Source organism: Massilia sp. WG5 (genome assembly GCF_001412595.2).
Lineage (GTDB): Bacteria > Pseudomonadota > Gammaproteobacteria > Burkholderiales > Burkholderiaceae_D > Telluria.
The window spans coordinates 582,239-604,955 of sequence record NZ_CP012640.2; the positions used below are offsets into that span (position 1 = coordinate 582,239).

Annotated in this window: 17 protein-coding genes and 1 pseudogene; 7 read left to right on the top strand and 11 right to left on the bottom strand. The window is 67.8% G+C overall.

All coding sequences use genetic code 11. The features are described from left to right. The first annotated feature begins 257 nt into the window (after positions 1 to 257). Positions 258 to 533, top strand: coding sequence for a hypothetical protein (locus tag AM586_RS02620; protein ID WP_060566896.1), 276 nt, complete (start codon positions 258 to 260; stop codon positions 531 to 533). 5 nt (positions 534 to 538) lie between these two features. Here the strand turns inward: AM586_RS02620 and AM586_RS02625 are convergent, their stop codons facing one another. The 5 genes from AM586_RS02625 to AM586_RS02645 form a co-directional block, all read right to left on the bottom strand. Then, positions 539 to 5,536, bottom strand: a complete 4,998-nt coding sequence (locus AM586_RS02625; protein ID WP_047825232.1) for a diguanylate cyclase domain-containing protein — start codon at positions 5,534 to 5,536, stop codon at positions 539 to 541. Between the two features lie 91 nt (positions 5,537 to 5,627). Continuing rightward, a complete protein-coding gene (locus AM586_RS02630; protein WP_047825233.1) occupies positions 5,628 to 6,938 on the bottom strand; it encodes an MFS transporter in 1,311 nt (436 codons plus the stop codon). Between the two features lie 145 nt (positions 6,939 to 7,083). Then, positions 7,084 to 7,947, bottom strand: coding sequence for a class II aldolase/adducin family protein (locus AM586_RS02635; protein WP_082439609.1), 864 nt, complete (start codon positions 7,945 to 7,947; stop codon positions 7,084 to 7,086). Between the two features lie 81 nt (positions 7,948 to 8,028). Then, on the bottom strand, positions 8,029 to 9,024 hold the full coding sequence (locus AM586_RS02640) for a PDR/VanB family oxidoreductase (RefSeq protein WP_229411175.1): 996 nt from the start codon (positions 9,022 to 9,024) through the stop codon (positions 8,029 to 8,031). An 18-nt stretch (positions 9,025 to 9,042) separates the two neighbouring features. Then, on the bottom strand, positions 9,043 to 10,578 hold the full coding sequence (locus tag AM586_RS02645; protein ID WP_047825234.1) for a Rieske 2Fe-2S domain-containing protein: 1,536 nt from the start codon (positions 10,576 to 10,578) through the stop codon (positions 9,043 to 9,045). A 278-nt stretch (positions 10,579 to 10,856) separates the two neighbouring features. On the opposite strand from AM586_RS02645, the gene AM586_RS02650 reads away from it, so the two are divergent. Together AM586_RS02650 and AM586_RS02655 are read left to right on the top strand one after the other, a co-directional pair. Beyond that, the gene (locus AM586_RS02650; protein ID WP_047825235.1) at positions 10,857 to 11,531 is read left to right on the top strand and encodes a GntR family transcriptional regulator; all 675 of its coding nucleotides are present in this window, start codon (positions 10,857 to 10,859) and stop codon (positions 11,529 to 11,531) included. Between the two features lie 30 nt (positions 11,532 to 11,561). Further along, complete coding sequence (locus tag AM586_RS02655; protein WP_047825236.1) at positions 11,562 to 12,608, top strand: lysozyme inhibitor LprI family protein; 1,047 nt, start codon at positions 11,562 to 11,564, stop codon at positions 12,606 to 12,608. Between the two features lie 2 nt (positions 12,609 to 12,610). Here AM586_RS02655 and AM586_RS02660 read toward each other — a convergent pair. The 3 genes and pseudogenes from AM586_RS02660 to AM586_RS02670 all read right to left on the bottom strand — a co-directional run bounded on the left by AM586_RS02660 (position 12,611) and on the right by AM586_RS02670 (position 16,187). Then, positions 12,611 to 13,192 (bottom strand): annotated as a pseudogene (locus tag AM586_RS02660) (flavin reductase family protein). Between the two features lie 36 nt (positions 13,193 to 13,228). Beyond that, a complete protein-coding gene (locus AM586_RS02665; protein WP_047825237.1) occupies positions 13,229 to 15,208 on the bottom strand; it encodes a CocE/NonD family hydrolase in 1,980 nt (659 codons plus the stop codon). An 82-nt stretch (positions 15,209 to 15,290) separates the two neighbouring features. Next, positions 15,291 to 16,187: a PLP-dependent cysteine synthase family protein gene (locus tag AM586_RS02670; protein ID WP_229411176.1), complete on the bottom strand. Its 897-nt coding sequence runs from the start codon at positions 16,185 to 16,187 to the stop codon at positions 15,291 to 15,293. 211 nt (positions 16,188 to 16,398) lie between these two features. Here AM586_RS02670 and AM586_RS02675 point away from each other — a divergent pair, with 211 nt between their 5' ends. Beyond that, positions 16,399 to 16,788: a cupin domain-containing protein gene (locus AM586_RS02675; protein WP_047825239.1), complete on the top strand. Its 390-nt coding sequence runs from the start codon at positions 16,399 to 16,401 to the stop codon at positions 16,786 to 16,788. A gap of 9 nt (positions 16,789 to 16,797) precedes the next feature. Here the strand turns inward: AM586_RS02675 and AM586_RS02680 are convergent, their stop codons facing one another. Together AM586_RS02680 and AM586_RS02685 are read right to left on the bottom strand one after the other, a co-directional pair. After that, positions 16,798 to 17,838, bottom strand: a complete 1,041-nt coding sequence (locus AM586_RS02680) for a hypothetical protein (protein ID WP_047825240.1) — start codon at positions 17,836 to 17,838, stop codon at positions 16,798 to 16,800. A 90-nt stretch (positions 17,839 to 17,928) separates the two neighbouring features. Beyond that, a complete protein-coding gene (locus AM586_RS02685) occupies positions 17,929 to 20,340 on the bottom strand; it encodes a TIM-barrel domain-containing protein (protein ID WP_047825241.1) in 2,412 nt (803 codons plus the stop codon). 251 nt (positions 20,341 to 20,591) lie between these two features. Between AM586_RS02685 and xth the strand changes: the two genes are divergently transcribed. Genes xth through AM586_RS27955 form a run of 3 tightly spaced genes read left to right on the top strand, consistent with a single transcriptional unit; the run spans position 20,592 to position 21,985 of the window. Continuing rightward, positions 20,592 to 21,368: an exodeoxyribonuclease III gene (gene xth, locus AM586_RS02690; RefSeq protein ID WP_047825242.1), complete on the top strand. Its 777-nt coding sequence runs from the start codon at positions 20,592 to 20,594 to the stop codon at positions 21,366 to 21,368. Continuing rightward, positions 21,365 to 21,832, top strand: coding sequence for an Imm26 family immunity protein (locus AM586_RS02695; protein ID WP_052233969.1), 468 nt, complete (start codon positions 21,365 to 21,367; stop codon positions 21,830 to 21,832). The genes xth and AM586_RS02695 overlap by 4 nt, the downstream gene beginning before the upstream one ends. 15 nt (positions 21,833 to 21,847) lie before the next feature. Next, on the top strand, positions 21,848 to 21,985 hold the full coding sequence (locus AM586_RS27955; protein WP_156328214.1) for a hypothetical protein: 138 nt from the start codon (positions 21,848 to 21,850) through the stop codon (positions 21,983 to 21,985). 64 nt (positions 21,986 to 22,049) lie between these two features. Here AM586_RS27955 and AM586_RS02700 read toward each other — a convergent pair whose 3' ends face one another. Next, positions 22,050 to 22,679, bottom strand: coding sequence for a TetR/AcrR family transcriptional regulator (locus AM586_RS02700; protein ID WP_047825243.1), 630 nt, complete (start codon positions 22,677 to 22,679; stop codon positions 22,050 to 22,052). Positions 22,680 to 22,717: the final 38 nt, after the last annotated feature.

Consider the following 22,717-nt stretch of genomic DNA (forward strand, 5'->3'; position numbering starts at 1 on the left):
CCAGGGTGAGCAGCAGGATGCGGGTTCTCGCGTCCACCAGCGTGTCGAGCTCCACGCCGTGCCGGTTCAGCAACTGCAGGCCGAGTTCGCGCGTCCTTGATGTGTTTCTGCCCGAAAGCTTACTCAGTCTTGGCGCCGGCAATTCGAAAAATCTCAGAACAAGATCTCCTACATCCCCTCAGCCCGTAGTCCTATTCGCGTTTCCGCACGACGGACTACCATCGGTCCTATCGATCACGCCTCAGAAGGAGTTCATCATGGCCGACAACAACAAGGAATCCGACGTTTCCGGCGGCGTACCAAGCAACACCGCCACGCCGATGCCCGGCGCCGGCGTGAACCCGACGGACGGCGCCACCGGCGGCTCGGCGGGCAGCGGCGACGAGCTGCGCAAGTCCGACCGCGCGCGGGTGCCGCCAGGCTCGAAGACCGGCAGCGACACCCGGCCGGGTGTCGGCGGCGCCTCGACCGGCGGCCCCGGCGGCCCCGACACCGGCAGCGACGCGATGCCGGGCCGGAGCAACGCCTTGTAGCGCGATCACAGCATCACGCAGTTCCGCCCCGCGTCCTTGGCGCGGTACAGCGCGGCGTCGGCCAGCCGCATCAGCGCATCCGGATCGCCGGCCTGCGAGCCCGGCCGGACCGCAATGCCGACGCTGATCGTCACCTGTCCCACGGCCGCGCCGGCGTGGGCGATGCGCTGCTCTTCGATCGCGCGCCGCAGCGCTTCGCCGACCTGCCGCGCCTCGCTCTCGCCGCTGTTGGGCAGCACGATCGAGAACTCTTCGCCGCCGTAGCGCGCAGTCAGGTCGCCGGCGCGCCGCATGCCGGCAGCCAGCGCCTGCGCGACCCTGATCAGGCAGGCGTCGCCGGCCTGGTGGCCGTAGTGGTCGTTGTACTTCTTGAAGTGGTCGACGTCGAGCATGATGACGGCCAGCGGCTGCCCGAGGCGCACGGCGCGCGCGCATTCGGTGCGCAGCACCTCGTCGAAATGGCGCCGGTTGGCCAGGCCGGTCAGCCCGTCGGTCATCGACAGGGCCGCCAGCCTGCGGTTGGCGTCCTCCAGCTGCGCAGTGCGCTCGGCAACGCGCCGCTCCAGGCTGTCGTGCAGGCGCGCGCTGGCGATCGAGATCATCGCCTGGGCGCCCAGCATGCGCAGGAACTCGACGCGCTCCGCGGTGAACGAAGCTTCGGCCAGGCGGTTCTCGAAGTACAGCACGCCGTCGATGCGGCCGCCGTGCCGGATCGGCAGGCACATGACGGCCCGCGGCTGCTGCTGCCTTACGTAGGGATCGGCGGCAAAGCGCGAGGCGCCCGCGATATTGTCTTCGATGACCTCGGCGCCGGTACGGATCACGTAGCGCAGCACCGACAGCGGGAACTGCGGATCGGCGGGCGCATCGAGATCGAGCTGGCGCGCTTGCAGCACGCTGACGGCGTCGCCATCGCTCTCGGCCTCCAGCCGGTAGACGCCATCCGACAAGAGCAGCAGGCGCGCCACCTGGCCACCGGCGTTTTCGCGCACGATGGCGATCAGGCGCTGCAATACATTGCGCAGGCCGACTTCGTTCGACAGGATCTGCGTCGCCTTCAGCAGCGAGACCAGGTCGAGCGCTGAATTGCCGCGTGCCTGCACGGTGGACTGCGACTGCGTGGTGCGCCCCTCGGTGCGCGCCAGCAGGCCGGCGTGCCGTGCGCGCAGCCGCGCCACCTTGCCCTCAGCGCCCCACTGGCCGTAGCGCGCCACCGCATCCTTGATGAACACCGCGGCCACGCGCGGCTGTTCCTGCTCGAGCCAGCATTCGCCGCACAGCTCGTTGGCGAGCGCCTGCAGGTTGACGAAGCCGGCCATGCCGGCGGCGTCGATCGCCTGCTGGTAGCGACGCGTGGCCAGCGGCAGGTCCCGGCGCCCGCGCGCCATCTCGGCCTGCACCAGCAAATGCCTGGCGCGGATCTCGTCCGGACCGATGGCGGCCCAGCCGGACAGCTTCGCCTCCAGCGCCTCGATCCGTTCCTGCAGCGCATCCGCATCGGACCGCGCGGGATCGCGCCGCAGCCCCCGGATCCAGACCAGCGCGGCATAGAAGCTCGTTTCCGCCACCTTGGCCTGGCCGCGCATGATTTGCGTGACGATGTCGAGCTGGTGGGCCAGCGCTTCGGCGTCGCCGGTGTCGAACAGACAGGCGTTGCGGATCTTCGCTTGCAGGAAGTAGGCGTGGTACAGGCACGAGCCGCCGTACTGCTCGAGGAAGCGCGCCTCGTTGAAGGCCGCATCGTCGAAGCTGTCGCTGCGCGGCGTCAGGCCCATCAGGGACTTGATCGGCTGGATCGCGGCGGCCACGCAGCAGTCCGCCATCGACTGCTGCCCGTTGGCGCGCATCAGCGCCAGGTCGCGTTCGGTGGCGTGCATCAGCTCCGGCAGGTAGTCGCCGAGGATCAACCGTTCGGTCGCGCGCACCGCCGCCACCACCCCCACCTGGACGAAATCGCCGATTTCGAGCGCCCAGCCGAACGCCTCCTCGTACAGCGCGTCGGAGTTGCGCAGCGGCCGTGTCCAGTGGCTCGTCATCGCGGCGAACATCACCGCCGTCTGGATGCGGGCCGGCACGCTGGCGCGGCGCCTGGCCAGCGCCAGCGCCATCGCGCCGAAGCGGTAGCCGCGCCCGGCGTCGCCGCTTTGCAGCGTCAGCAGGAAGGCATAGGCGACGTAGGCGACCGCGCTGAAATCGCTGGTCCCCTGCCGCATCGACAGGCGGGTCATCGACAGCACCATCAGCGCGCTCAGGTCCTGCTGGCCGGCGTAGTAGGCGGCCATCCACAGGCCATGCATCATCTGCAGCGCCGCCACCGCGGCGGGATCGACCATCTCGCCGGCCGCCAGCAGCTCGTCCGGCGCACGCGCCTCGAGCAGGCGCCCGATCTCGAGCAGGTGTTCGTCGAAGCGCGCCTTCAGTTGCGCCGCATCGTGCGGAATCCCGATACCCAGCTGCGCCAGGCCCTCGCGCAGGACCGCGATGGCGTCAGGCAGGCGGCCCTGCAGTTGATACTGGTGCGCCTGCACCGTGATGCAGCGCGCCTGCAGCAGCGGCGTCGGGCTGTGGGCGCGCACCAGCGGATAGATGGCCTCGGCCGCGTCGAACTGGCCGCACAGGTAGGCCGCCTCCGCCGCGCCGAGCTGCAGGTCGAGCCACAGGGCCGCGTGGCCCTGCCAGGCGTCCGCCGGCAGCAGTTCGAGACCGGTGCGCATGTGCTCCAGCGTGGCCTGGAAGGCGGCGGCGCGGCGCGCCTTGGCGCCGGCGCGCAGGTTCAGCCCGGCCAGCTGCGCGCGCTCGCCGGCATCGAGGACCAGGGCGCGGCCGGCGTTCAGCTGCTCGACGATCTCGAACAGCCGCGCTTCCAGCCGCTCGCCTTCGGCATCCGCCAGCAGCAGGCGGCCGATGCGCAGGTGATTGGCGGCGCGCGCCGCTGGATCGAGCAGCAGGTAGGCCGCCTGCTGCACGCGGTCGTGCAGGAAGCGGTAACCGACGCCGGTCTCGCCGGCGTCGATGTCGACGTATTTGTAGCGTTCGTCGAGCGGCTGGACCAGACCCGCATCGAGCGCCGGCCACAGCGCCTGCTGGGTGTGCCAGGCGCCCTGCCCCAGCACCAGCGCCAGCGTGTCGAGCGTGAAGCGGTTGCCGATCGAGGCGGCCAGCTGCAGCAGGGCTTGCGTGGCGGCAGGCAGGCGGCGAATGTTCCCGAGCAGCAGCTCGACCACGTTGTCGGTATACGCCGCCTGTTCGATCGCCGCCAGGTCCCAGTCCCAGCAATCGCCGGTACCGCGGTAGCGCAGGTGGCCGGCGTCGTGGATCGAGGCCAGGAACTGGTTGAGGAAAAAGGGATTGCCGGCGGTCTTGCGGAAGCACAGCCGGGCCAGCGGCGCGCAGTCCGCCGCCGGCACGCGCACGGCGGCCGCCACCATCTGCGCCACCTGCGGCTCGGTCAGCGGCCCCAGCACCAGCGTGGACAGCCGCACGCCTTCGGCGAGCAGCTTGTCGTGCAACGCCGCGAGCGGATGCGCGGCGCCGACTTCGTTGTCGCGGTAGGCGCCGATGAACAGCAGGTGCCCGGTCCTGCGCGGGCGCATGAACAGCTCGATCATGCGCAGCGTGGCGGCGTCCGCCCATTGCAGGTCGTCGAGGAACAGCACCAGCGGGTGGCCGGCCGCTGCGAACACATCGACGAAGCGCGGGAACACCCGGCCCAGCCTGTGCCGGGCCTGGTCCGGCGGCAAGACAGGCGCGGCCTCGGTGGGGCCGACGACCAGCGCCAGCTGGGGGATCAGTTCGACCATCACGCCAAGGCCGCTGCCCAGTGCGGCGCGCAGCTTGCCGGCCCACTGGCGCAGCGTTTCCTCGGGCTCGCCGAGCAGCTGGCGTACCAGTCCCTGGAAGGCCTGGACCAGCGAGGCGTAGGGCACGTCGCGCTGGTACTGGTCGAATTTACCGGCCAGGAAGCAGCCGCGCCGCGCCACGATCGGCTTCTGCACCTCGTTCACGACCGCCGACTTGCCGATGCCGGAGTAGCCCGCCAGCAGCAGCATCTCGCGGCTGCCTTCGGCGCTGCGCTCGAAGGCGGCCAGCAGCGCGGCGATCGCCTGTTCGCGTCCGTGCAGGGTCTGCGGCACCAGGAAGCGGCCGTCGTGGCCGGACAGCCGCAGCGGCTGCGCCGCGCCGGACAGCGCCGCGCGGCAGGCCTCGAGATCGCCGCGCAAGCCTTGCACGCCCTGGTAGCGCTGCTCGGCATTCTTTTCCATCAGGCGCTGGACGATCGCCAGCAGCGCGCCAGGGAGCCGGGCGAGCGCCGGAAGCCCCCAGTCCGGGCTGCGCGCGATGTGGCAATGCACCAGCTCCATTTCGTCGCGCGCTTCGAACGGCGCCTGCCCGGCCAGCAGTTCGTAGAAGGTCGCGCCGAGCGCATAGAAATCGGCGCGGTAATCGACGCGCCGGTTCATGCGCCCGGTCTGCTCCGGCGCCATGTAGCGCAGCGTGCCCTCCAGCGCATGCGGATTCACGACGCCCTGCTGTTCCTGCGGCAGTTCGCTGGCGATGCCGAAATCGATCAGCTGCAGGAGACGCCGCTCGCCGCTCCACACCAGGTTGGAGGGATTGATGTCCTTGTGGATCACGCCCTGCCGGTGGACCTCCTCGAGCGCCGCGCACAGCTGCAGGGCGATGTCGAAGAACTCGTCCAGCGCCAGCATCGGACGCTCACGCAGCAGGCGGTCCAGCGCCAGGCCGCCGATGTCCTCCTGGATCATGGTCCAGCGTCCGCGGTGCAGCTGCAGCGCAAGTGGACGCACCACGTTCGGATGGCGGCAGCGCTGCGCGATCGCGTACTCGCGCTTGAACTGTGCGAGCTGCTGGAAGGACGGGAAAGCCTGGTTCGGCAGTTTGACGATCAGCGCGGCGCCGTTGGCGGCGCGCGCACGATAGACCAGCGAACGTGAACTGTCGTGCAGCTGTTCGGTGATCTCGTGATCGAAAAGGGCGCTCATGGACTGTGTTGGTGGTGTGCAATTATTATATCAGCACGAGCGCCACCGGGACCGAAAACCGCGGAACCGCCAGGCCCCGCGGCCGGGTCCCCTATTTCGGATTGACCGCCTTCGCCGGCAGCGCGAACGTCAACACACATCCCACCAGCAGGCACACCGCAATCGCGATCACGCCCGCGTTCGTACTGTTGGTCATGGTCTTGACCACGCCCAGCATGTAGGGCGCCACCATGCCCGACACGCTGCCGACCGAGTTCGCGAGCGCGATGCCGGCAGCCGCCGCGGCGCCGCTGAGGACCGCCGGCGGCAGCAGCCAGAACTGCGAGATCGTGGTGATGATGCCCATCGTCGCCAGGGTCAGCGCCAGCATCGCGATCGCGGTGTTGTCGGCGTAGGCCGCGCTCCACGTCAATCCCACGGCGCCGGCCACGCCCGCCAGCGCCAGGTGCCAGCGCCGCTCGCGGCGCAGGTCCGAGCTGCGCCCGACCAGGATCATGGTCACGGTCGCCGCCGCGTACGGAATGCAGGTCAGCATGCCGATGTCGAAGGCCGCCTTGACCCCGCTGGCCTTGATGATGGTCGGCAGCCAGAAGCTGATGCCGTACAGGCCCATCGTGTAGAACAGGTAGATGCCGCTCAGCAGCCAGACGCGCGGGTTCACCAGGCCGTCGCGCAGATTGTGCAGGTGGGCGCCCTGCCTGTCCTGGTTGAGCTCATGCTCGATCAGCGACTTCTCGCTCTCGTCCAGCCACTTGGCGTCGACCACCTTGTCGTCCAGGTAGAACCAGGCCATGCAGCCGAGGATGATGGTCGGGACGGCTTCCAGCACGAACACCCATTGCCAGGCGTGGTAGCCGGACACGCCATCCATGGTGCCCATGATCAGGCCGGAGAGCGGGCCGCCGATCACGCCGGACATCGGGATGCCGGTCATGAACAGGGCCGTCACCTTGCCGCGGCGGGCGGCTGGGAACCAGTAGGTGAGATACAGCAGGATCGCCGGGAAGAAGCCCGCTTCGGCCACGCCCAGCAGGAAGCGCAGGGCGTAGAAACTGGCCGGCGTCGACACGGTCATCATCGCGGCCGAGATCAGGCCCCAGGTCACCATGATGCGGGTGATCCACTTGCGGGCGCCCACCTTGAGCATGACGATGTTGCTCGGGACTTCGAACATCAGGTAGCCGGCGAAGAATACGCCGGCGCCCATGCCGTAGACGGCCTCGGATAGGCCGAGGTCGGACATCATTTGGAGCTTCGCGAAGCCGACGTTGACGCGGTCGAGATAGGCGAAGACGTAGCACAGGAACAGAAAAGGCAAGAGGCGCCACGCGACCTTGGAATAGGCTTTCGAAGCCTCGTCGATCGTCGTGCTGCCTACGGCCACCTTGGTTGAGCTCAGCATTGTTTGTCTCCAGATAGTGTGATGGAACGCGCCTGGTCAGGTCGGCATCTCGTGGATGCCGCTTGCCGTGGTCTTTCGTCCCTTGATATGGCCGCCGGTGGGCGGCGGCATGGAACAATGGAGCAGCGGGATAGTCAGTCGAACCTCACTCGAACATATCGGGCTGCGTCTTCTGCAACTGGTTGAAAATGGGCTGGAAGTGCAGCCAGCCGATGTATTCGCTGCCGACGTGCTCGCGGCTGTAGCGCGAGCGGTCCGGCGGCACCAGCAGCGGCTTGATGCCGGTCGCTTCGATCATCAGCTGCTGCTGGCAGCAGCGTTCGAGGGCGATGAACCAGAACGCGGCCGACTCGATGCTGTGGCGGCTGGCGGTCAGCAGGCCATGGTTCTGGTGGATCGCCGCCTTGACGCCCTTGAACCAGTCGCATACCGACAGGCCCGCCTTTTCTTCCACCGCCACCTGGCCCGCCTCGTCCCTGATCACCACATGGTCTTCGAAGAAGGCGGCGGCGTCCTGGCTGATCGGCTCGAGCGGACGGCCCAGCGCGGCGAAGGCGGTGCCGTAGACGGTATGCGCGTGGCACATCGCGACGATGTCCGGGTGCGCCTCGTGCACCGCGGCGTGCAGCACGAAGCCGGCGCGGTTGATCGCATAGTCGCCCTCGACCACGCGGCCCTGGTGGTCGGCCAGGATCAGGTTCGACAGCTTTACCTGCGAGAAGTGGACGCACATCGGATTGGTCCAGTACAGCTCCGGATGCTCGGGATCGCGCACCGTCAGGTGGCCGGCGAAGCCGTAGTCGAAGCCGTGCTGGGCGAAGGCGCGGCAGGCGGCGACCAGGCGCTCCTTCCGGTGCCGGCGTTCCTCGGCCGGGTCCTCGAACGACGGGATCTCGGGATAGATCACGCCCTCCTGGCGCGGATGGTAGATCGAACGCTGCGCGTCCTGCTGCGCCCTGGCGATCCGCGCCGCTTCGACGGGGGCGATCTGCTTTACTTTGTCCAGCATGATGTCTCCTTCAGTCATGGATAATTTTGAGCGTCTAACAGATCCCCCATGCAACGCCGCCATGGGGGTTCTGTTAGGCGCTCACAGGTCGAGCACCAGCAGGCCGCTGGCAGCGCGCGAGACGCAGGCCGTCAGGAACTGGCCGTGTTCGTCGTCGCCGAGGATGTAGTCGCGGTGCTCGACTTCGCCCTCGAGGTAGCGGATCTTGCAGGTTGCGCAGAGGCCGGCCTGGCAGGAGGTCTCGATCCGGATGTTGTTCTGCTCGAGGACGTCGGCGATGCTGCGGTCCGCCGGGACTTCGAGCATGGCGCCGCTGCTGGCGATCTTCACCATGAAGGCGCCGGGCGCCAGGGCCTTCGCGCCGGCCGCCGGTTCGGGCGCCTTGAAGTGCTCGAAGTGGACGGCGCCCGCCGGCCAGTGGCTGGCGGCTTCCGCGCAGGCCTTCATGAAGCCGGCCGGGCCGCAATAGAACAGATGCGTCCCCTCTTCCGGCTCGCGCAGCAGGCCGGCGATGTCGAGGCCCTGCTCCGGCTTGCCGTGGTCGAAGTGATGCACCAGCTTCCCGTGGGTCCAGGCGACGCCGAGTTCTTCGCGAAACGCGGCGCAGCCGGGATTGCGGGCGCAGTAGTGGAGCTCGAAGGGAATGCCGGCCGCGTCGAGCGCATGCGCCATCGACTTCAGCGGCGTCACGCCGATCCCGCCGGCCAGCAGGATCGCTTTCTTCGCACCGGGGACGAGTTCGAAGTTGTTGCGCGGACCGCTGACGGTGGCCAGGTCCTGGACCCGCAAGGCCTCGTGCAGCGCCCTCGAGCCGCCGCGCCCCTTCTCGTCGCGCAGCACGGCGATCACGTAGCGGTGCCGCTCGGCCGGCGAGTTGCACAACGAGTACTGGCGCGTCATTCCGTTCGGCAGGTGAATGTCGATGTGGGCGCCGGCGCTGAAGGGCGGCAGCGCTTCGCCCTGCGGGTGCACCAGCTCGTAGGAGTTGATGCCGCTCGCTTCGAAGCGGATCTGGCGCACCAGCAGCGAGAGCGTCGTCTGCCCGTGGCTTTTGAACTGGGTCTGGGTCATTTCCATGGCTGTCTCCCGCCTCGCTTACTGCCTGGTCGACTGTTCGAGTTCGTCGAACTTCTCGCGCACGAAGACCGCGCGCTCTTCGCCCTTCATGCTTTCGCTCTGGGTCAGGATGGCGACGATCTGACGCGTCACGTGACGGCGACGCGCCACTTCTTCCTCGACGGTCTCGCCTTCCGGCACCTCCAGCACATTGCCCGAGCAGTAACTGTTCGGCGCGGCGGCGTTCTCGCGCAGCCAGGCCGCGAACTCCTGTGGGCCGGCCGCCGGATTGCTGCCGCGGACCGCGTCGCGCAGCAGCTTCCGGAACAGGAACACGCCGGCGTCGAACCGGGTCGGGTTTTCCAGCGCGTGCACGGCGATCGGGCGCTGGCTGATGATGGCTTCGTAGTCGCCCGGCGCGTACTGGCACTCCTTGTAGTTCTCGCGGGCGCGGTGGTCGGACGGAATCGGCGGCATGTCCTCGAGCTTGTACTTGCCGAAGCGTTCCGGACGGCGCATCGCCACCTGGCCTTCGAGGAAGTCGATGGTCTCGTAGCCGACCATGTCCTTGCGGCCGATGCCGCGGGTGTCGATCCCCGGCCCCATCACGCGCCAGCCGATCATCTTCGAGTTGACGTCGTCGACCGGCACGGTCCAGCGGATGATGTGGAAACGGCTGAACAGCTTCTTGTTCGAGCCGTCCTCCGAGGTATAGGCGTGCAGGCTCAGGTTCGGGAGCACCTGGTGCTGGACCCGCACGAACAGCTTGTCCTTGTTCACGCGGCGGGCACCGGCGCAGGCCAGGCCGCGGCCACCGTGGACCGGGATGAACTGCATGTCCGGCGCCACCTCCATCGAGGCCGCGCCGACTTCGTCGAAGGTCGTGCCCTGGAACTGCTTGTTGACGACGTTCTTGGCGGCGTGCAGCGCGGTCGGATGGAAGTTGTCGGCGGCGTTGTCCTGCACCTGCAGCCAGTTACAGTGCTGGAAGTTACTGTAGGGGACCAGCTCGTCGCCCTCGGCCACCGTGAAGTTGCCCTCCCACTCGGGGAAGGGCGGCTCGTCTTCCGGCGGCCCCATGTAGGCGAACACCAGGCCATGGCGCTCGAAGGCTTTATAGGCGCCCTGCTTGATCGAGCAGGCGTACTTTTCGGCTTCCTTCTCCTCGCCCTTCGGGAAGGGCACGTGCAGGCAGGTCCCGTCGACGTCGAACACCATGCCGTGGTAGCAGCACATGATGCCCTTCTCCTGGATCGCACCGTACTCCAGCGACGCGCCGCGGTGCACGCAGTGGGCGTGCAGCAGGCCGATGCGGCCGGAACCGTCGCGGAAGGCCACCAGTTCCTCGCCGAGGATCTTCAGGAAATGCGGCGTGTCGGTCAACTCCATCGACATGCAGACCGGATGCCAGAAGCGGCGCATGTATTCACCCATCGGCGTGCCGGGGCCGACTTCGGTCAGCTCCGGATCGTGGCCGGGAATCCTGTTGGCGTAATAGCCGCCGAAGGGGATCAGCTTCTTGACGGCTGGCTGTGCCTGGGCTGCGGCTTCTGCGGTCTTGTCGCGGGTGTTCATCCTGTTTGTCTCCTCTGGAAAAGTGGCTTTTTCCGCACTCCGTATTCTGTATACAGAGTGCTTTGGCAAAATTTTTTGCGCTTGCCGGGAACGGCCTCGCCATCGCGACCGGACCTGCTCCCTCATGCGCTCCGTATTCTGTATACAGAGTTCATACTCCGCCTGTCCGCCGTGGATGTCAACGATTTTTTTTCTGGCGTGTGCAGGCGATTCGTCCGGCCGGCTTGCCAAATTGACTTTAGGGAGCTGTCACGTATACTGAATACAAAGGTGAACACATGCTCAAACAATTATCCAAGATCCAGGTACGCCCCGACCTCGTCGACCAGGTCTATCAATCCCTGCTGGACGCCATCAGCGACGGTTCGCTGCCGCCGGGGGCCCGCATCACGCAGGAAGAAATCGCCGAACAGATGGACGTGTCGCGCTCGCCCGTGCTGCAGGCGCTGCGGCTGCTGAAAAAGGATGGACTGGTGAAGGATGCCCCCGGGCGCGGCCTGCTGGTCGCCGAGCTGGATCCGCAATGGATCGGCAACCTCTACCAGGTGCGCGCCGCCCTCGACACGCTGGCGGCGCGCCTGGCCGCCGGGCGCAAGGCCGCGATCGACCCCGGCATCATCGCCGCCGGCCGCAAGGCTGCCCGCGGCAAGGACGTGAAGGCGATGATCGACGCCGACATCGCCTTCCACACGGCGATCTACCAGGCCTCGGGCAATCCGCTGATCTTCGAAACGACGCAGTTCCACTGGGTGCACCTGCGGCGTGTGATGGGCGCGGTCCTGCAGTCGGCGATGCAGCGCGAATCGATCTGGGACGAACACGAGGCGATGGCGAAGGCGATCGCCGACGGCGACGTCGCGCGCGCGGCCGAGATGTCCGAGCATCACGCGACGGAGGCGCGCGAGAACCTGGTGGCGCGGCTGAATGAAGTGTTGAACCATCAGGTGGCGTGAAACGCCCGGCTTTCCGCTAAAGTACGCGACATGCACGCACTCGTCCGCAAGATTCCGGCCTGCCTTCTCGCCGCCGGCGCCGCCCTCGCCGTCTGCCAGCCCGCGCCGGCCGCGGGCCCCTATCCGAACACGAGCAATTTCGGCGTCCCGTTTTCGCAGGACGAAGACTGGTACCGGCAGTGCATGCGGGTCGAACGGCTTCAGCCGCCGCCTTCCGCCATGAAGGCGCCCGCCGGCTGCAAGGCAAGGGAGCTGTACTACCGCAAGCGCGGCCAGGCGCAGACCTCGCCGGCCGAGTGGGAGCTGGTGCGCGCCTGCGCGCTGGAGAACCACGACGACGCCGTACTGATGATGATGTACGCGAACGGCGACGGCGTCGCCCAGGACAGCGACCGGGCCATCCACCACGCCTGCACCCTCGACTTCGTCGCCAAGGCCGAGATGGAGGGGCGCATCGCCCACCTCGCCAAGGGGCCCCAGCCGGGCAAGCGCTTCGACCTGTGCGACGACGTCACGAGCGGTTCGATGGGCGCCGTCTGCGCGGATCTCCACGAGACCCAGGACCGGCGCGTGCGCGAGGCGCGCCTGGATCGCGCCGTGCGCGCCCTGCCCGCCGCCAGCCGGGAGGCCTTCGCCATCCTGTGCCGGGCGGCCGCGCGCTATGCCGAGGCAGGCGCCGAAGAAGTCGATGCGCACGGGACCGCCGCCGCCGGCTTCGCGATCCAGCGCCAGGCCAGGCTGCGCGAGGAATTCATGCAGGCCGCGCTCGACGCCATCGGCGGCAAGCTGCCGTCCGCGTCCGCCGCCGACGCCACCGCGCGCGACGGTGAGCTGAACCAGGTCTACCGGGAAGTGATGGCCATCCCGTCGACGCAGCCGGACTGGCCGGACCGGATCGGCGACTCGACCATCGGACACGCCGACGTGCGCAAGACCGAGCGCCTGTGGCTGGCCTACCGCGACGCCTTCGCCGCCTTCGCCGCGAGCCTGCCGTCGGGCGACGAGCGCACCGCGGTCACGACGCTGCTGACCGTCCAGCGCGTCGACCTGCTGCAGAAGATCGCGCGCTGGCGCTGAGCTTACTGGCCGTTGCCGCCGTCCTCGTCGACGTCGAAGGCTGCCCCGATCTCGAAGAAGTGCCCGCCCGCGACATAGTGGATGCTGCGCTTGCCGCCCTCCTCCAGCGTCCAGTGTGCGCCGTCGAACACGCTCGGGTCGGCCCAGGCGGCGACCACTTCGCCGAGGAACAGGTCGTAGGCCTGCTGGATGTGCGGCTCCGGAATCAGGCGGCACTCCAACCAGCCCAGGCATCATTCGACCAGCGGGGCCTTTGCGACGGAACCCGCAAAGCTCGCGATGTCATAGGCCGCGAACTTGTCGATCTCGCTGCCCGATGAATTGCCGACGTCCACCGTCAGGCGCGCCATTTCGCGCGAGGGGATGTTCAGCACGAACTCGCCCGAGGCCTCGATCAGCCCCCGCGTAAAGCTGCTCTTGTCGATGACCACCGCCACCTTGGGCGGCGAGAAGTCGAGCGGCATCGACCACGCCGCCGACATGATGTTGGAGCGCCCGCCATGCTGGCTGGTGACGATCACGGTCGGGCCGTGGTTCATCAGGCGGTAGGCTTTGCTTAACTCGACTGCGACGCGGTCGCTCATGCTGCTGCTCCTTGCAAAAACGGGCGCATACGAATATCAGTGCGCCGGCATCACCAGCAGCTGCAGCCCGGACGGGGTCTGCGCCGCGTGGTAGACGCGCTGGGTCGCGGCCTTGAAGTCTTCCGGCCTGGCCCTCGGGATCGAGGTGAAGGTCTGCGGGTTCAGGTCGATGAGGGGGAACCAGGAACTCTGCACCTGCACCATGATGCGGTGGCCGCGGCGGAAGGTGTGGTTGACGTCCCCCAGGTGGTAGCTGATCGCCTCGATCTTGCCCGGCACGAAAGGCTCCGGCTTCTCGAAGCTGTTGCGGAACTTGCCGCGCAGCGGATTGCCGCGCACCAGTTGCTGGTAGCCCGCCATGCTGCGGTGCGGGGCGCCGACATCCTTGCCGCGCGCCGGGTGCTCGCCGTCCGGGTACTCGGCCGGATAGACGTCGATCAGCTTGACGACCCAGTCGGCGTCCGTACCCGTGGTCGAGACGAACAGCTTCGGCGTGACCGGGCCGGCGACGGTGACGTCGCCTTCCAGCACGTCCGACTGGTAGACCAGCACGTCCGGGCGGGTCGCGGCGAAGCGCTGGTCGGACACCATGTATTCCTGCGGGACGCCGGTGGACGCGTAGCCGATATAGGGCACCGGCTTCTTCGGGTCCGACACGTATTCGTCGAACTCGACACCCGAGGAAGGCGGGGCCCAGCTCAGCTTTCCGCCCGGCGCGAAGTACAGGGTGCGCGGCTTGACCGGCGCCGGCGGCCAGGACGCGTACTGGCGCCAGACATTCGAGCCGGTCTCGAACACGGTCACCTCGGCGATCGGCCTGGCCGGCTTCACGCCCTTCAGTTGCTGCTCGAAGAAGGGGAACTGGATCTGGCTGCGGAAGTACTCGCCGGTCTTGCTGTCGAAGCGGACCTGGCCGAGCTGCTGGCCGTCGTAGCGCGCCCAGCCGCCGTGCACCCAGGGACCGATCACCAGGCCGCTGAAGGTGCCGGGGTTGTACTTCTTGACCGCGTGGTAGGTCGTGAACGGGCCTTGCGGGTCTTCCGCGTCGAACCAGCCACCCACGCTCAGGACGGCCGCCTTGACACCCTTCAGGTGGCGCGAGATGTCGCGCGTCTGCCAGAACTGGTCGTAGGTATCGTGCTCGATGGTCGGCGCCAGGTAGGCGCGCTGGCCGTCGGTGAGCGTCGACAGGATGTTCGGCATGGTCTGGTGCCGCAGGAAGAAGTCGTAGGCGTCGGCCGCGCCGTAGTCGAAGCTCTCGCGGCTCTTCGGCCCCGTGGTCGGGTTCTTCTGCTCGACGAAGTTGGCGTAGAAGCCGAAGTTCGACGCCAGCATGAACGCGCCGCCGTGGTAGGAGTCGTCACCCATGTACAGGTCGGTCACCGGCGCCTGCGGCGAGGCCGCCTTGATGGACGGGTGCGAATCGATGATGCTGGCCGAGGTGTAGAAGCCCGGGTAGCTGATGCCGTAGATGCCGGCCTTGCCGTTGTTGTTGGGGACATGCTTGAGCAGCCATTCCATGGTGTCGTACATGTCCTGGCTTTCCTGGCCCTCGCCCGCCGCGCGCTGCGCCTTCAGGTGCGGCGTCATCTCCTGCCACTTACCCTCCGACATGTAGCGGCCGCGCACGTCCTGCTTGACGAAGATGTAGCCGGCGTCCTCGAACTCCTTCGACGGGCCGATCTGCGACGGGTACCAGTCTTCGCCGTAGTGCAGTTCGCCGTCGGCATACACGCCCGCGCTGTAGGGCGTGCGGTTGACCAGGAAGGGATAGCTCTTCGAACCATCCTTCGGCACGTAGACCACCGTGAACAGGCGGGTGCCGTCGCGCATCGGGATGCGGTACTCGTACTTGGTATAGCTGGCGCGCAGGTCGCGCTGGGGGGCAGGCGCATCGGCCGCCGCCGCATTGTCGACTGCGGCTGCGGCTGCGACTGCAGCCGAGGCCTTGGCGGCGGCGCCGGCAAATGCGAGGGACAGCGACAGCGCGATGATCGAGAGAGGACGGCGGGACATGAGGCTCACTGGGCTTCCTTGTCGGAAAGATAAACCGCCAGTATAAGCACGCCGTCCCGTGTTTGTCAGTAATGACTGGCCGTCAGAAATACTTCGACAGGTAAAACGCGCCCGAATCCGGGAACACGGTGGCGACCCGCAGGCCCTGCAGGCGCGGCAGCAGGCTGGCGATGCCGGCCGTGACGCAGCCGCTGGAACCGCCGGCCAGGATGCCCTCCTCGCAGGCCAGGCGCCGGCACCAGGCCAGCGCATCCTCGTCCGCCACCTGCACCACGTCGTCCACCACCGCCGGATCGAAGCTGCGCGAAGGCTCGCGCTTGCCGACGCCCTCGATCCTGGTAGCGTAGGGACCGTCCGCGGGACGATCGGTCACCAGCTTGCGGTAGGCCGAGTTCGGCGGCTCGACACCGATCACGCGCACCCGCGCATCCCGCTCCTTCAGGTAGCGGCCGATGCCGGAGATGGTGCCGCCCGAGCCCACGCCGCAGACGAACACGTCGATCTCGCCGACGAGCTGGCGCCACAGCTCGGGGCCGGTGTCGCGGTAGTGGGCTTCGCGGTTCAGCGCGCTGCAGTACTGGTCGAGATAGTGGGCGCCATGCTCGTCGACCAGGCTTTCGGCGGCGGCGTGGTAGTCCTCGGGCGCGCACAGGTGCACGGCGGCGCCGTAGGCACCGATGCGCTTGATCTTCTCGCTGCTGGTCGTGTCCGGCACGGTGACGTCGCAGCGCAGCCCCAGCACCGCGCTGGCCATCGCGAGCGCGGCGCCGGTATTCCCGGACGAGCTTTCGACCACGTGGGTCGTCCCCGGCGGCAGCTGGCGCAGCATGTGGCGCACCATGCGGTCCTTGATGCTGCCGCCGGGGTTCATGTACTCCAGCTTGGCGACCACGTTCGCGCCAGGAAAAACCCGGCCGAGCCTGACCAGCGGCGTTTCGCCGATCGCATCCATCACGGAATTCTTGACTTGGGATTGCACGCCTGTCCTTTCTCTGAAGTTTCTATAAAGAAAGGCTAGCATGGAAAAATTTTGCCCGGCGCAAGATTGCAAACAGCCGCCTTCGGGCCAAGTCACAGTTGTCGCGCCGTGCGCCGCTTGGCCGCCTGCGCCAAAACGCCGCCTCTTATACAATCGATATCGGGCGGGACGGCCAGGCCGTTCCGGGTTCGAACCAATCTGGAGAACAAGCATGTCGGGTTACAGCATCAATATTGAAGAAAAAACTTTAGCGGGCAACAATTTCCGCGAGGTCCTCTACACGACCCAGCGCAGCCAGCTCGTCATCATGACCCTGCAGCCCGGCGAAGAGATCGGCATGGAGCACCACACCGGCCATGACCAGTTCATCCGCGTCGAGGCCGGCACCGGCGTCGCCATCCTCGACGGCGAGGAGCACCAGCTCGAAGACGGCGTGGCGGTGGTGATCCCGGCCGGTACCGAGCACAACGTGATCAACAAGTCGCAGACCGAGCCGATGCGCCTGTACACCCTGTATACGCCACCGGAGCACCCGGACGGCATCGTGCACGCCACCAAGGCCGAGGCCGACGAGTACGAGAAGCACCACCACGAAGAGTAAGCCGCGGCTTCAGCCCTTGCAGGCGAAACCGTAGCGGGTCATCTCGCAGCCGCGCGCCAGGCACTCGCGTTCGTCGTAGCCGTGCGCGCGGCACTGCATCAGGGTTTCTTCGCGGCGCTGGCGGGCCGAAGGAGCGCTGTCGGTGGCCGCAGCCTGCGTACGCTTGCGGCTGTGGCTGTGACTGCGCGTGCGCTTTGGCGGCGCGGTGGCGGGCGCCTCGGCCAGGGGGACGGATTTCACTGTCCTGTCCGCGTCCACGCCACCCGCCTTCTGCGCCGCTTCGGGCGCTACGGGAGCGGGCGCCTCTGCCGGCGCCGGCGCCGGTACGGGCAATGTCGCCGGCGCTGAGGTCGACGGCAGCGCGCCAATCGGCGCCGTCGTGCCGCTCGCAGCAGTCGCGGCGCTGCCGGCCGTCGGCCGCGCCGCGGGCAGTTCCGATGCCGGATTCGTGTTCGCCACCACCACCAGCGCGCCCTCCACCTGGCTCTGCTCGTACAGCCACAGGCCACCGCCGGCGACCAGCGCCAGCAGCACAGCGGCGGCGCCCGAGGCCGCGAGCCGGCGGCCCCAGCGTCCGCTCCAGTCGGCGCTGCTGTGCGTCGCCGCGTCGCGCGCGAGGCGCTCGGTAAGCCAGTCGGGATCGCCGCCACCGGCGCCGGTCCCGGGCAGCGGGATCGTCGTCTCGGACGGGAGGCTCACGCGCGCCCCCGGCGGCGGCGTGATATGGATCGGCGCCGGACGCGCGAAGGCCGGCGCTGTGGGCTGCACCGCATCCGGCGGGGCCGGCGCGCCACTTGCCGCCGGTGTTGCGGGCGGCACGGCGGCGCCCGCTACCGCATCCGGCGCGGCGGCGCCCGACGCGACGGCGCCCGGCGTTTCCGGCGGCGCCTGCCGGGGCTGGCGCCACACGGCCGGTCGCGGCGCGGCCGCTTCCTCGGGGCGTACGTCGGGCTGGACAGTGGCGGACGGGGGTGGCGGGCCGGCCTGGGCCGAGCCGTTATCGTTGAGGTCCTGCAGCAGTTGGGTCTTCATGGTACGGTCGAATCGCATCAGCGTTCCGGCCCAGTTTACCGAATCCCCCATCGAACCGGAGCGCGCCTGAATGCCGGCGCGCCCCGTGCTCAGCCGTACAACCCGGGCTTACAGCGTGATCGCCACCTGCATCGGCGCCTCGCGCAGCGCTGGGAGCGACACTTCCAGCAGCCGGTTCCTGGCGTTCCAGCGGAAGCCCAGGGCCTTGCCGCCTGCCTGGACGGCACGTGGTTTGCGCACGACGTTGTGGACCTTCAGCGTGAAGCTGTGCGACGACGGAGCGAAGCCGGCGCCGCGCTCCGGCTGCAGGCCGATGTCCAGCCTGCCGGCGCCGAAGCGGCTGCTGAAGCGCACCAGCTCGTACTTGCCGGCCTCGAAAGCGTTCGGGGTCCGGCCATCGTCGTCGTACAGCTCGCCGCTCGAGGATGCGACCGTCGCGTCGTGGTAGTAGTGCAGCTCGAGCGCGCGGGTCGAGTAGTCGCGCGTGCTCTGCACGACCTTCGACAGCGGCACGAAGGCCCCGGCCCGCACATAGGTCGGGATATGTTCCGGCACGGTGGCGACCACTTCGGTGATGCCGCCGCGGTGCGGCTGCTCGTTGTAGAAGTCGAACCAGACGCTGCCCTTGTCGGGGAAATGCACCTCTTTCCGCGCCGCGCCCGCCTCGACCACCGGCGCCACCAGGAAGCTCGGGCCCCACAGGTAGGTCGACGAGATCGCCGGCGCCGCGTCGTCGCTTGGCTCTTCGAACAGCATTGGGCGCATCATCGGCATGCCGGTGCGGCTGTTTTCGAAGGCGATCGTGTAGTTATACGGCAGCATGGCGTAGCGCAGGCGCACCGCCTCGCGCGCCAGCGCCCTGGTCTTCGGAGCGCGGAACACCGGCTCCGCCGCCACGTCTTCCTGGGCATGCGGACGGAACACCGGCTGGAACACGCCGTACTGCAGCCAACGCACGTACAGCTCGTCGTCCAGCACCGCGCCGGCAAAGCCGCCGAGGTCCGAGTGCATGTAGGCCTGTCCCTGCATGCCCATCTGCAGCGAGATCTCCATCTGCGACTGCAGTCCGCCCCAGCCGCGGCTGACGTCGCCCGACCACGGGATCATGCCGAAACGCTGCGAGCCCGAATAACCCGAACGCATCAGGATGAAGGGACGCTCGCCCGGATAGTCGCGCGCATAGCCGTCGTGGATCATGCGCGCCCATTCGTGGCCGTAGATGTTGTGGACCTGGTCGGCGCTGCCGGTCGCGTGTTGCGCCTCGGCCGGATGGACCTCCGGCTCGCCCAGGTCGCCCCACCAGCCGGCCACGCCGCCCGCCTTCAGGCCCTTGTAGATCTTCCAGAACCAGTCGCGGGCCTCCGGCTTGAAGACGTCGACCAGGCCGGTGTTCCCGAAGTAGAAATCGTAGGTGAAGGGCTTGCCGTCCTTGCCCTTGGCCAGCACGTCCTGCTGCACCGCTTCGTTCCAGCGGCTCGAACTGGTCAGGATGAAGGGCTCGGTGATCACGACCGTCTGCACGCCCTTCTGCTTGAAGTCCGCCATCATCTTTTCGGGATGCGGGAAGCTGTCGCGGTCCCAGGCCAGGTTGCCCATGGTGCCCTTGACGGTCTTGCCGAACCAGTAGAGGTCGAGCACGATGGCGTCCAGCGGGATGCCGTCGGCGATGAACTTGTCGACCACCGCGCGTGTTTCGGCCTCGTCGTGATACCCGAAGCGGCTGGCGAAATTGCCGAAGGCCCAGCGCGGCGGCAGCGGCTGCCGACCGGTCAGGCGGGTGTAGCCATCCATGATCTGGGCCCAGTCGTCGCCCGCCACCACCTGGTAGGTCTTCGGACCGCCAATGGCCTCGAAGCGCATGGTGCCATCCTTGTGGCTGTCCAGGTCGAGATAGCCGGCCTGCGGATTGTCGAAATGGATCGCATAGCGCTTCGAGGACAGCGCCATCGGGATGCCGTAGCCCATCTGCTCGGCGTGGGCGCCAAAGCCATAGGACGCCTTGTTATACAGCGGGAAGCGGTAGCCGCGCCGGTTCATGCCGACTGCGCGCGAGCCGGCGCCGTACAGCGCTTCGCCGTCGCCGACCGCGAATTCGATGGATTCCAGCTTGTCGCCATGCGCATAGCCACGCTTCTCGGCCACCAGCGGCTTCCCCTTGTAGCTGTACTGGACGCGGAACGGCGACTTCTCGACCGTCACCGTGATGCCCTCGGTGGCCAGCACGATGCGCGCTGCGTCTTCCTGCACCTGCACCGGGACCTGGGCGGGCGCCAGCACCACCGCATGCGAGGCGGCCACCGGCTTGCCCTCGTCCGCGCTGGGCACGAAGCTGGTCTCGACGATGTTCGGCGCGTAGGGCTTGATCAGGTAGCGGCCGTCGCTGGTGGCGATCTCGAAGCCCTGGCCGGCCTGCTTGAAGCCGAGGAAGTGGCGCTCGAGGTTCTGGGCCTGGGCCAGCGGGGTGGCGGAAAGAAGCGCGAAGGCCGCAGCCAGCGCCGCCGCGAAGGGGGTCAATTTCATGGTCTCGTCGTCGTTGTCGTGGTGTGGAGCCGTCCTGCGCGGCCGCAGGCAAGAGCATGCCAGAATTTATACGGACGAGGTAGTTAATTTACACCGCGGCGAGGATCGTCGGGCGGGCGCAGCCGAATCTGGCGGTCACCATCCGTAGTTTGACTACTACCGCACGGGAAATTGCCAGGCCGACCACGCCTGTGCGGCGGCGCCCGCCCTCCTCTGTCACAATATGTCCAACTCATGCATCCGGAGACGCCATGCGCATCGCCACCTTCAACGTCAACGGCATCAACAGCCGCCTGCCCGCCCTGCTGCAATGGCTGGAAGAGACCCGGCCCGACGTCGCCTGCCTGCAGGAGCTGAAGGCGCCGCAAGAGAAATTCCCGGAGATGGAGATCCGCGCCGCCGGCTACCATCCGATCTGGCACGGCCAGAAAAGTTGGAACGGGGTCGCCATCCTCGCCAGGGACGCGGAACCGCAGGAAATCGGGCGCGGCCTGCCGGGCGATCCCGAGGACGAGCAGAGCCGCTACATCGAAGCGGCGGTCAACGGCATCCTGGTCGGCTGCCTCTACCTCCCGAACGGCAACCCCGCGCCGGGCCCGAAGTTCGACTACAAGCTGCGCTGGTTCGAGCGCCTGCACAAGCGCGCCCAGGAGCTGATCGACACCGGGGCGCCCGTGATCCTGTGCGGGGACTACAACGTCATGCCGACCGAACTCGACGTCTACAAGCCCGAACGCTGGCTCGACGACGCCCTGTTCCGCCCCGAGACCCGCGCCGCCTACCGCAAACTGCTCGACCAGGGCTGGACGGACGCGCTGCGCGAGACCCATCCGGACGAGGTCATCTACACCTTCTGGGATTACTTCCGCGACGCCTACGGCCGCAACGCCGGCCTGCGCATCGACCACCTGCTCCTGAGCCCCGCGCTCGCGCCGAAGCTGAAGACGGCCGGCGTCGACCGCGAGGTACGCGGGCGCGAGAAGCCGAGCGACCATGCGCCGACCTGGGTGGAGCTGGACTGGCCTTGAGCCTGGACCCCGGCCTGCAGGTCCTCAGGCGCAGCCGGCCGATGCTGGCGCCGGGGGACATCTTCGCCTGGCAGCATGCGCGTCGGCCCGGGCGCTTCCATTTCGGCCGGGTCGTCTCCACCGAGGCAAATTTGACGGGCATCCCCGAGGTCCACTGCATTCTGATCTACCTGTACCGCGCCTGGTCGCTGGACAAGCACGCCATTCCCGACCTGCGCCATGACCTGCTCCTGCTACCGCCGATCGGCACCAACCGACTGGGATGGACACGCGGCTATTTCGAGACCGTCGCAAGGCAGCCGCTTACGAAAGCCGACGTTTTGCCTCAGCACTGCTTCACTGACGGCGCCAGCTTCCTCGACGAGCATGGACGTTACCTGCCGGGGCCCGTGGAACCGGTCGGCCGCTACGGCCTGGCCGGCATCGGCCTCATCGATGAACTGATCGGCATCGCTTTCGACTGACCGAGGCGGCGCCCCATGAAGGACACCCAGCAGCCAGCGAAGGATGAAGAGCGGCAGGCCCCGGTGCCGAGCTCATGGCGCCCGACGCTGGTGCCATCGTCGATGCCTTTCGCGAAGGCGATCTGGAACTGGCGCGCGGCATCCAGGACGTGAACCCGGTTTCGCCCGTGCGCGTGCGCGAGCACGGTGCGCGATACCTGTTCGAGGTCGATCCTGTCTACGTGCCCAGACCGGGCGCCGGCTTCGCTTCCACCATCACCAGCTGCAGCGCGCTACCGGTGACGCTGTCGATATCCGGGCTGTAGCCGTCCTCGATCCAGCGCAGCGCGATGTGGATCACGCCGCCCACCACGCCGGCCTGCAGCAGCGGGTCGGCGGTCCCGCCCTCCGGACCGGCGATGCGCGCGACTTCCTCGCCGATGGCGCGCAGCGAGGTATCGAAGGCCTTGTCGACGGCGCGGCTGACGCCCCGGATCTCCACCAGGAACACGCGCGCCGAGCGCGGGTCGCGCTGCAGCGCCGAGAAGTAGGCCCGCAGCATGGCGCGCGCGCGTTCGGTGCGCGTGGCGCCGGCGGCGGCGCCGGATTCCCTGATTTCGCGGAACACCGACCAGGTGACCGCATTATAGGAAGCGATCAGCAGGTCTTCGCTGTTGGCGAAGGATTCGTAAAAGTAGCGTTCCGTAAGGCCGGCCGCTTCGCGGACCGCCTTCACGGTGGCCTGGCGGTAGCCGCGCTCACCATAAACTTCGATGGCGGCCGCAATCAACTGGCTGCGGCGCTGGGCGCGGCGATCGTCTTGCGACACGCCCCGGTAGGGACGCGCTGGTGGAGTTTCTCGAGACATCCCTCTATTTTGGCACATAAAGTTGTCATCCCTAAAGT

Coding starts and splice junctions, on each gene's coding strand:
- AM586_RS02620 (WP_060566896.1), top strand. CDS start 258: ATGGCCGACAACAACAAGGAATCCGACGTTTCCGGCGGCGTACCAAGC.
- AM586_RS02625 (WP_047825232.1), bottom strand. CDS start 5,536: ATGAGCGCCCTTTTCGATCACGAGATCACCGAACAGCTGCACGACAGT.
- AM586_RS02630 (WP_047825233.1), bottom strand. CDS start 6,938: ATGCTGAGCTCAACCAAGGTGGCCGTAGGCAGCACGACGATCGACGAG.
- AM586_RS02635 (WP_082439609.1), bottom strand. CDS start 7,947: ATGCTGGACAAAGTAAAGCAGATCGCCCCCGTCGAAGCGGCGCGGATC.
- AM586_RS02640 (WP_229411175.1), bottom strand. CDS start 9,024: ATGGAAATGACCCAGACCCAGTTCAAAAGCCACGGGCAGACGACGCTC.
- AM586_RS02645 (WP_047825234.1), bottom strand. CDS start 10,578: ATGAACACCCGCGACAAGACCGCAGAAGCCGCAGCCCAGGCACAGCCA.
- AM586_RS02650 (WP_047825235.1), top strand. CDS start 10,857: ATGCTCAAACAATTATCCAAGATCCAGGTACGCCCCGACCTCGTCGAC.
- AM586_RS02655 (WP_047825236.1), top strand. CDS start 11,562: ATGCACGCACTCGTCCGCAAGATTCCGGCCTGCCTTCTCGCCGCCGGC.
- AM586_RS02665 (WP_047825237.1), bottom strand. CDS start 15,208: ATGTCCCGCCGTCCTCTCTCGATCATCGCGCTGTCGCTGTCCCTCGCA.
- AM586_RS02675 (WP_047825239.1), top strand. CDS start 16,399: ATGTCGGGTTACAGCATCAATATTGAAGAAAAAACTTTAGCGGGCAAC.
- AM586_RS02680 (WP_047825240.1), bottom strand. CDS start 17,838: ATGCGATTCGACCGTACCATGAAGACCCAACTGCTGCAGGACCTCAAC.
- AM586_RS02685 (WP_047825241.1), bottom strand. CDS start 20,340: ATGAAATTGACCCCCTTCGCGGCGGCGCTGGCTGCGGCCTTCGCGCTT.
- xth (WP_047825242.1), top strand. CDS start 20,592: ATGCGCATCGCCACCTTCAACGTCAACGGCATCAACAGCCGCCTGCCC.
- AM586_RS27955 (WP_156328214.1), top strand. CDS start 21,848: ATGAAGGACACCCAGCAGCCAGCGAAGGATGAAGAGCGGCAGGCCCCG.
- AM586_RS02700 (WP_047825243.1), bottom strand. CDS start 22,679: ATGTCTCGAGAAACTCCACCAGCGCGTCCCTACCGGGGCGTGTCGCAA.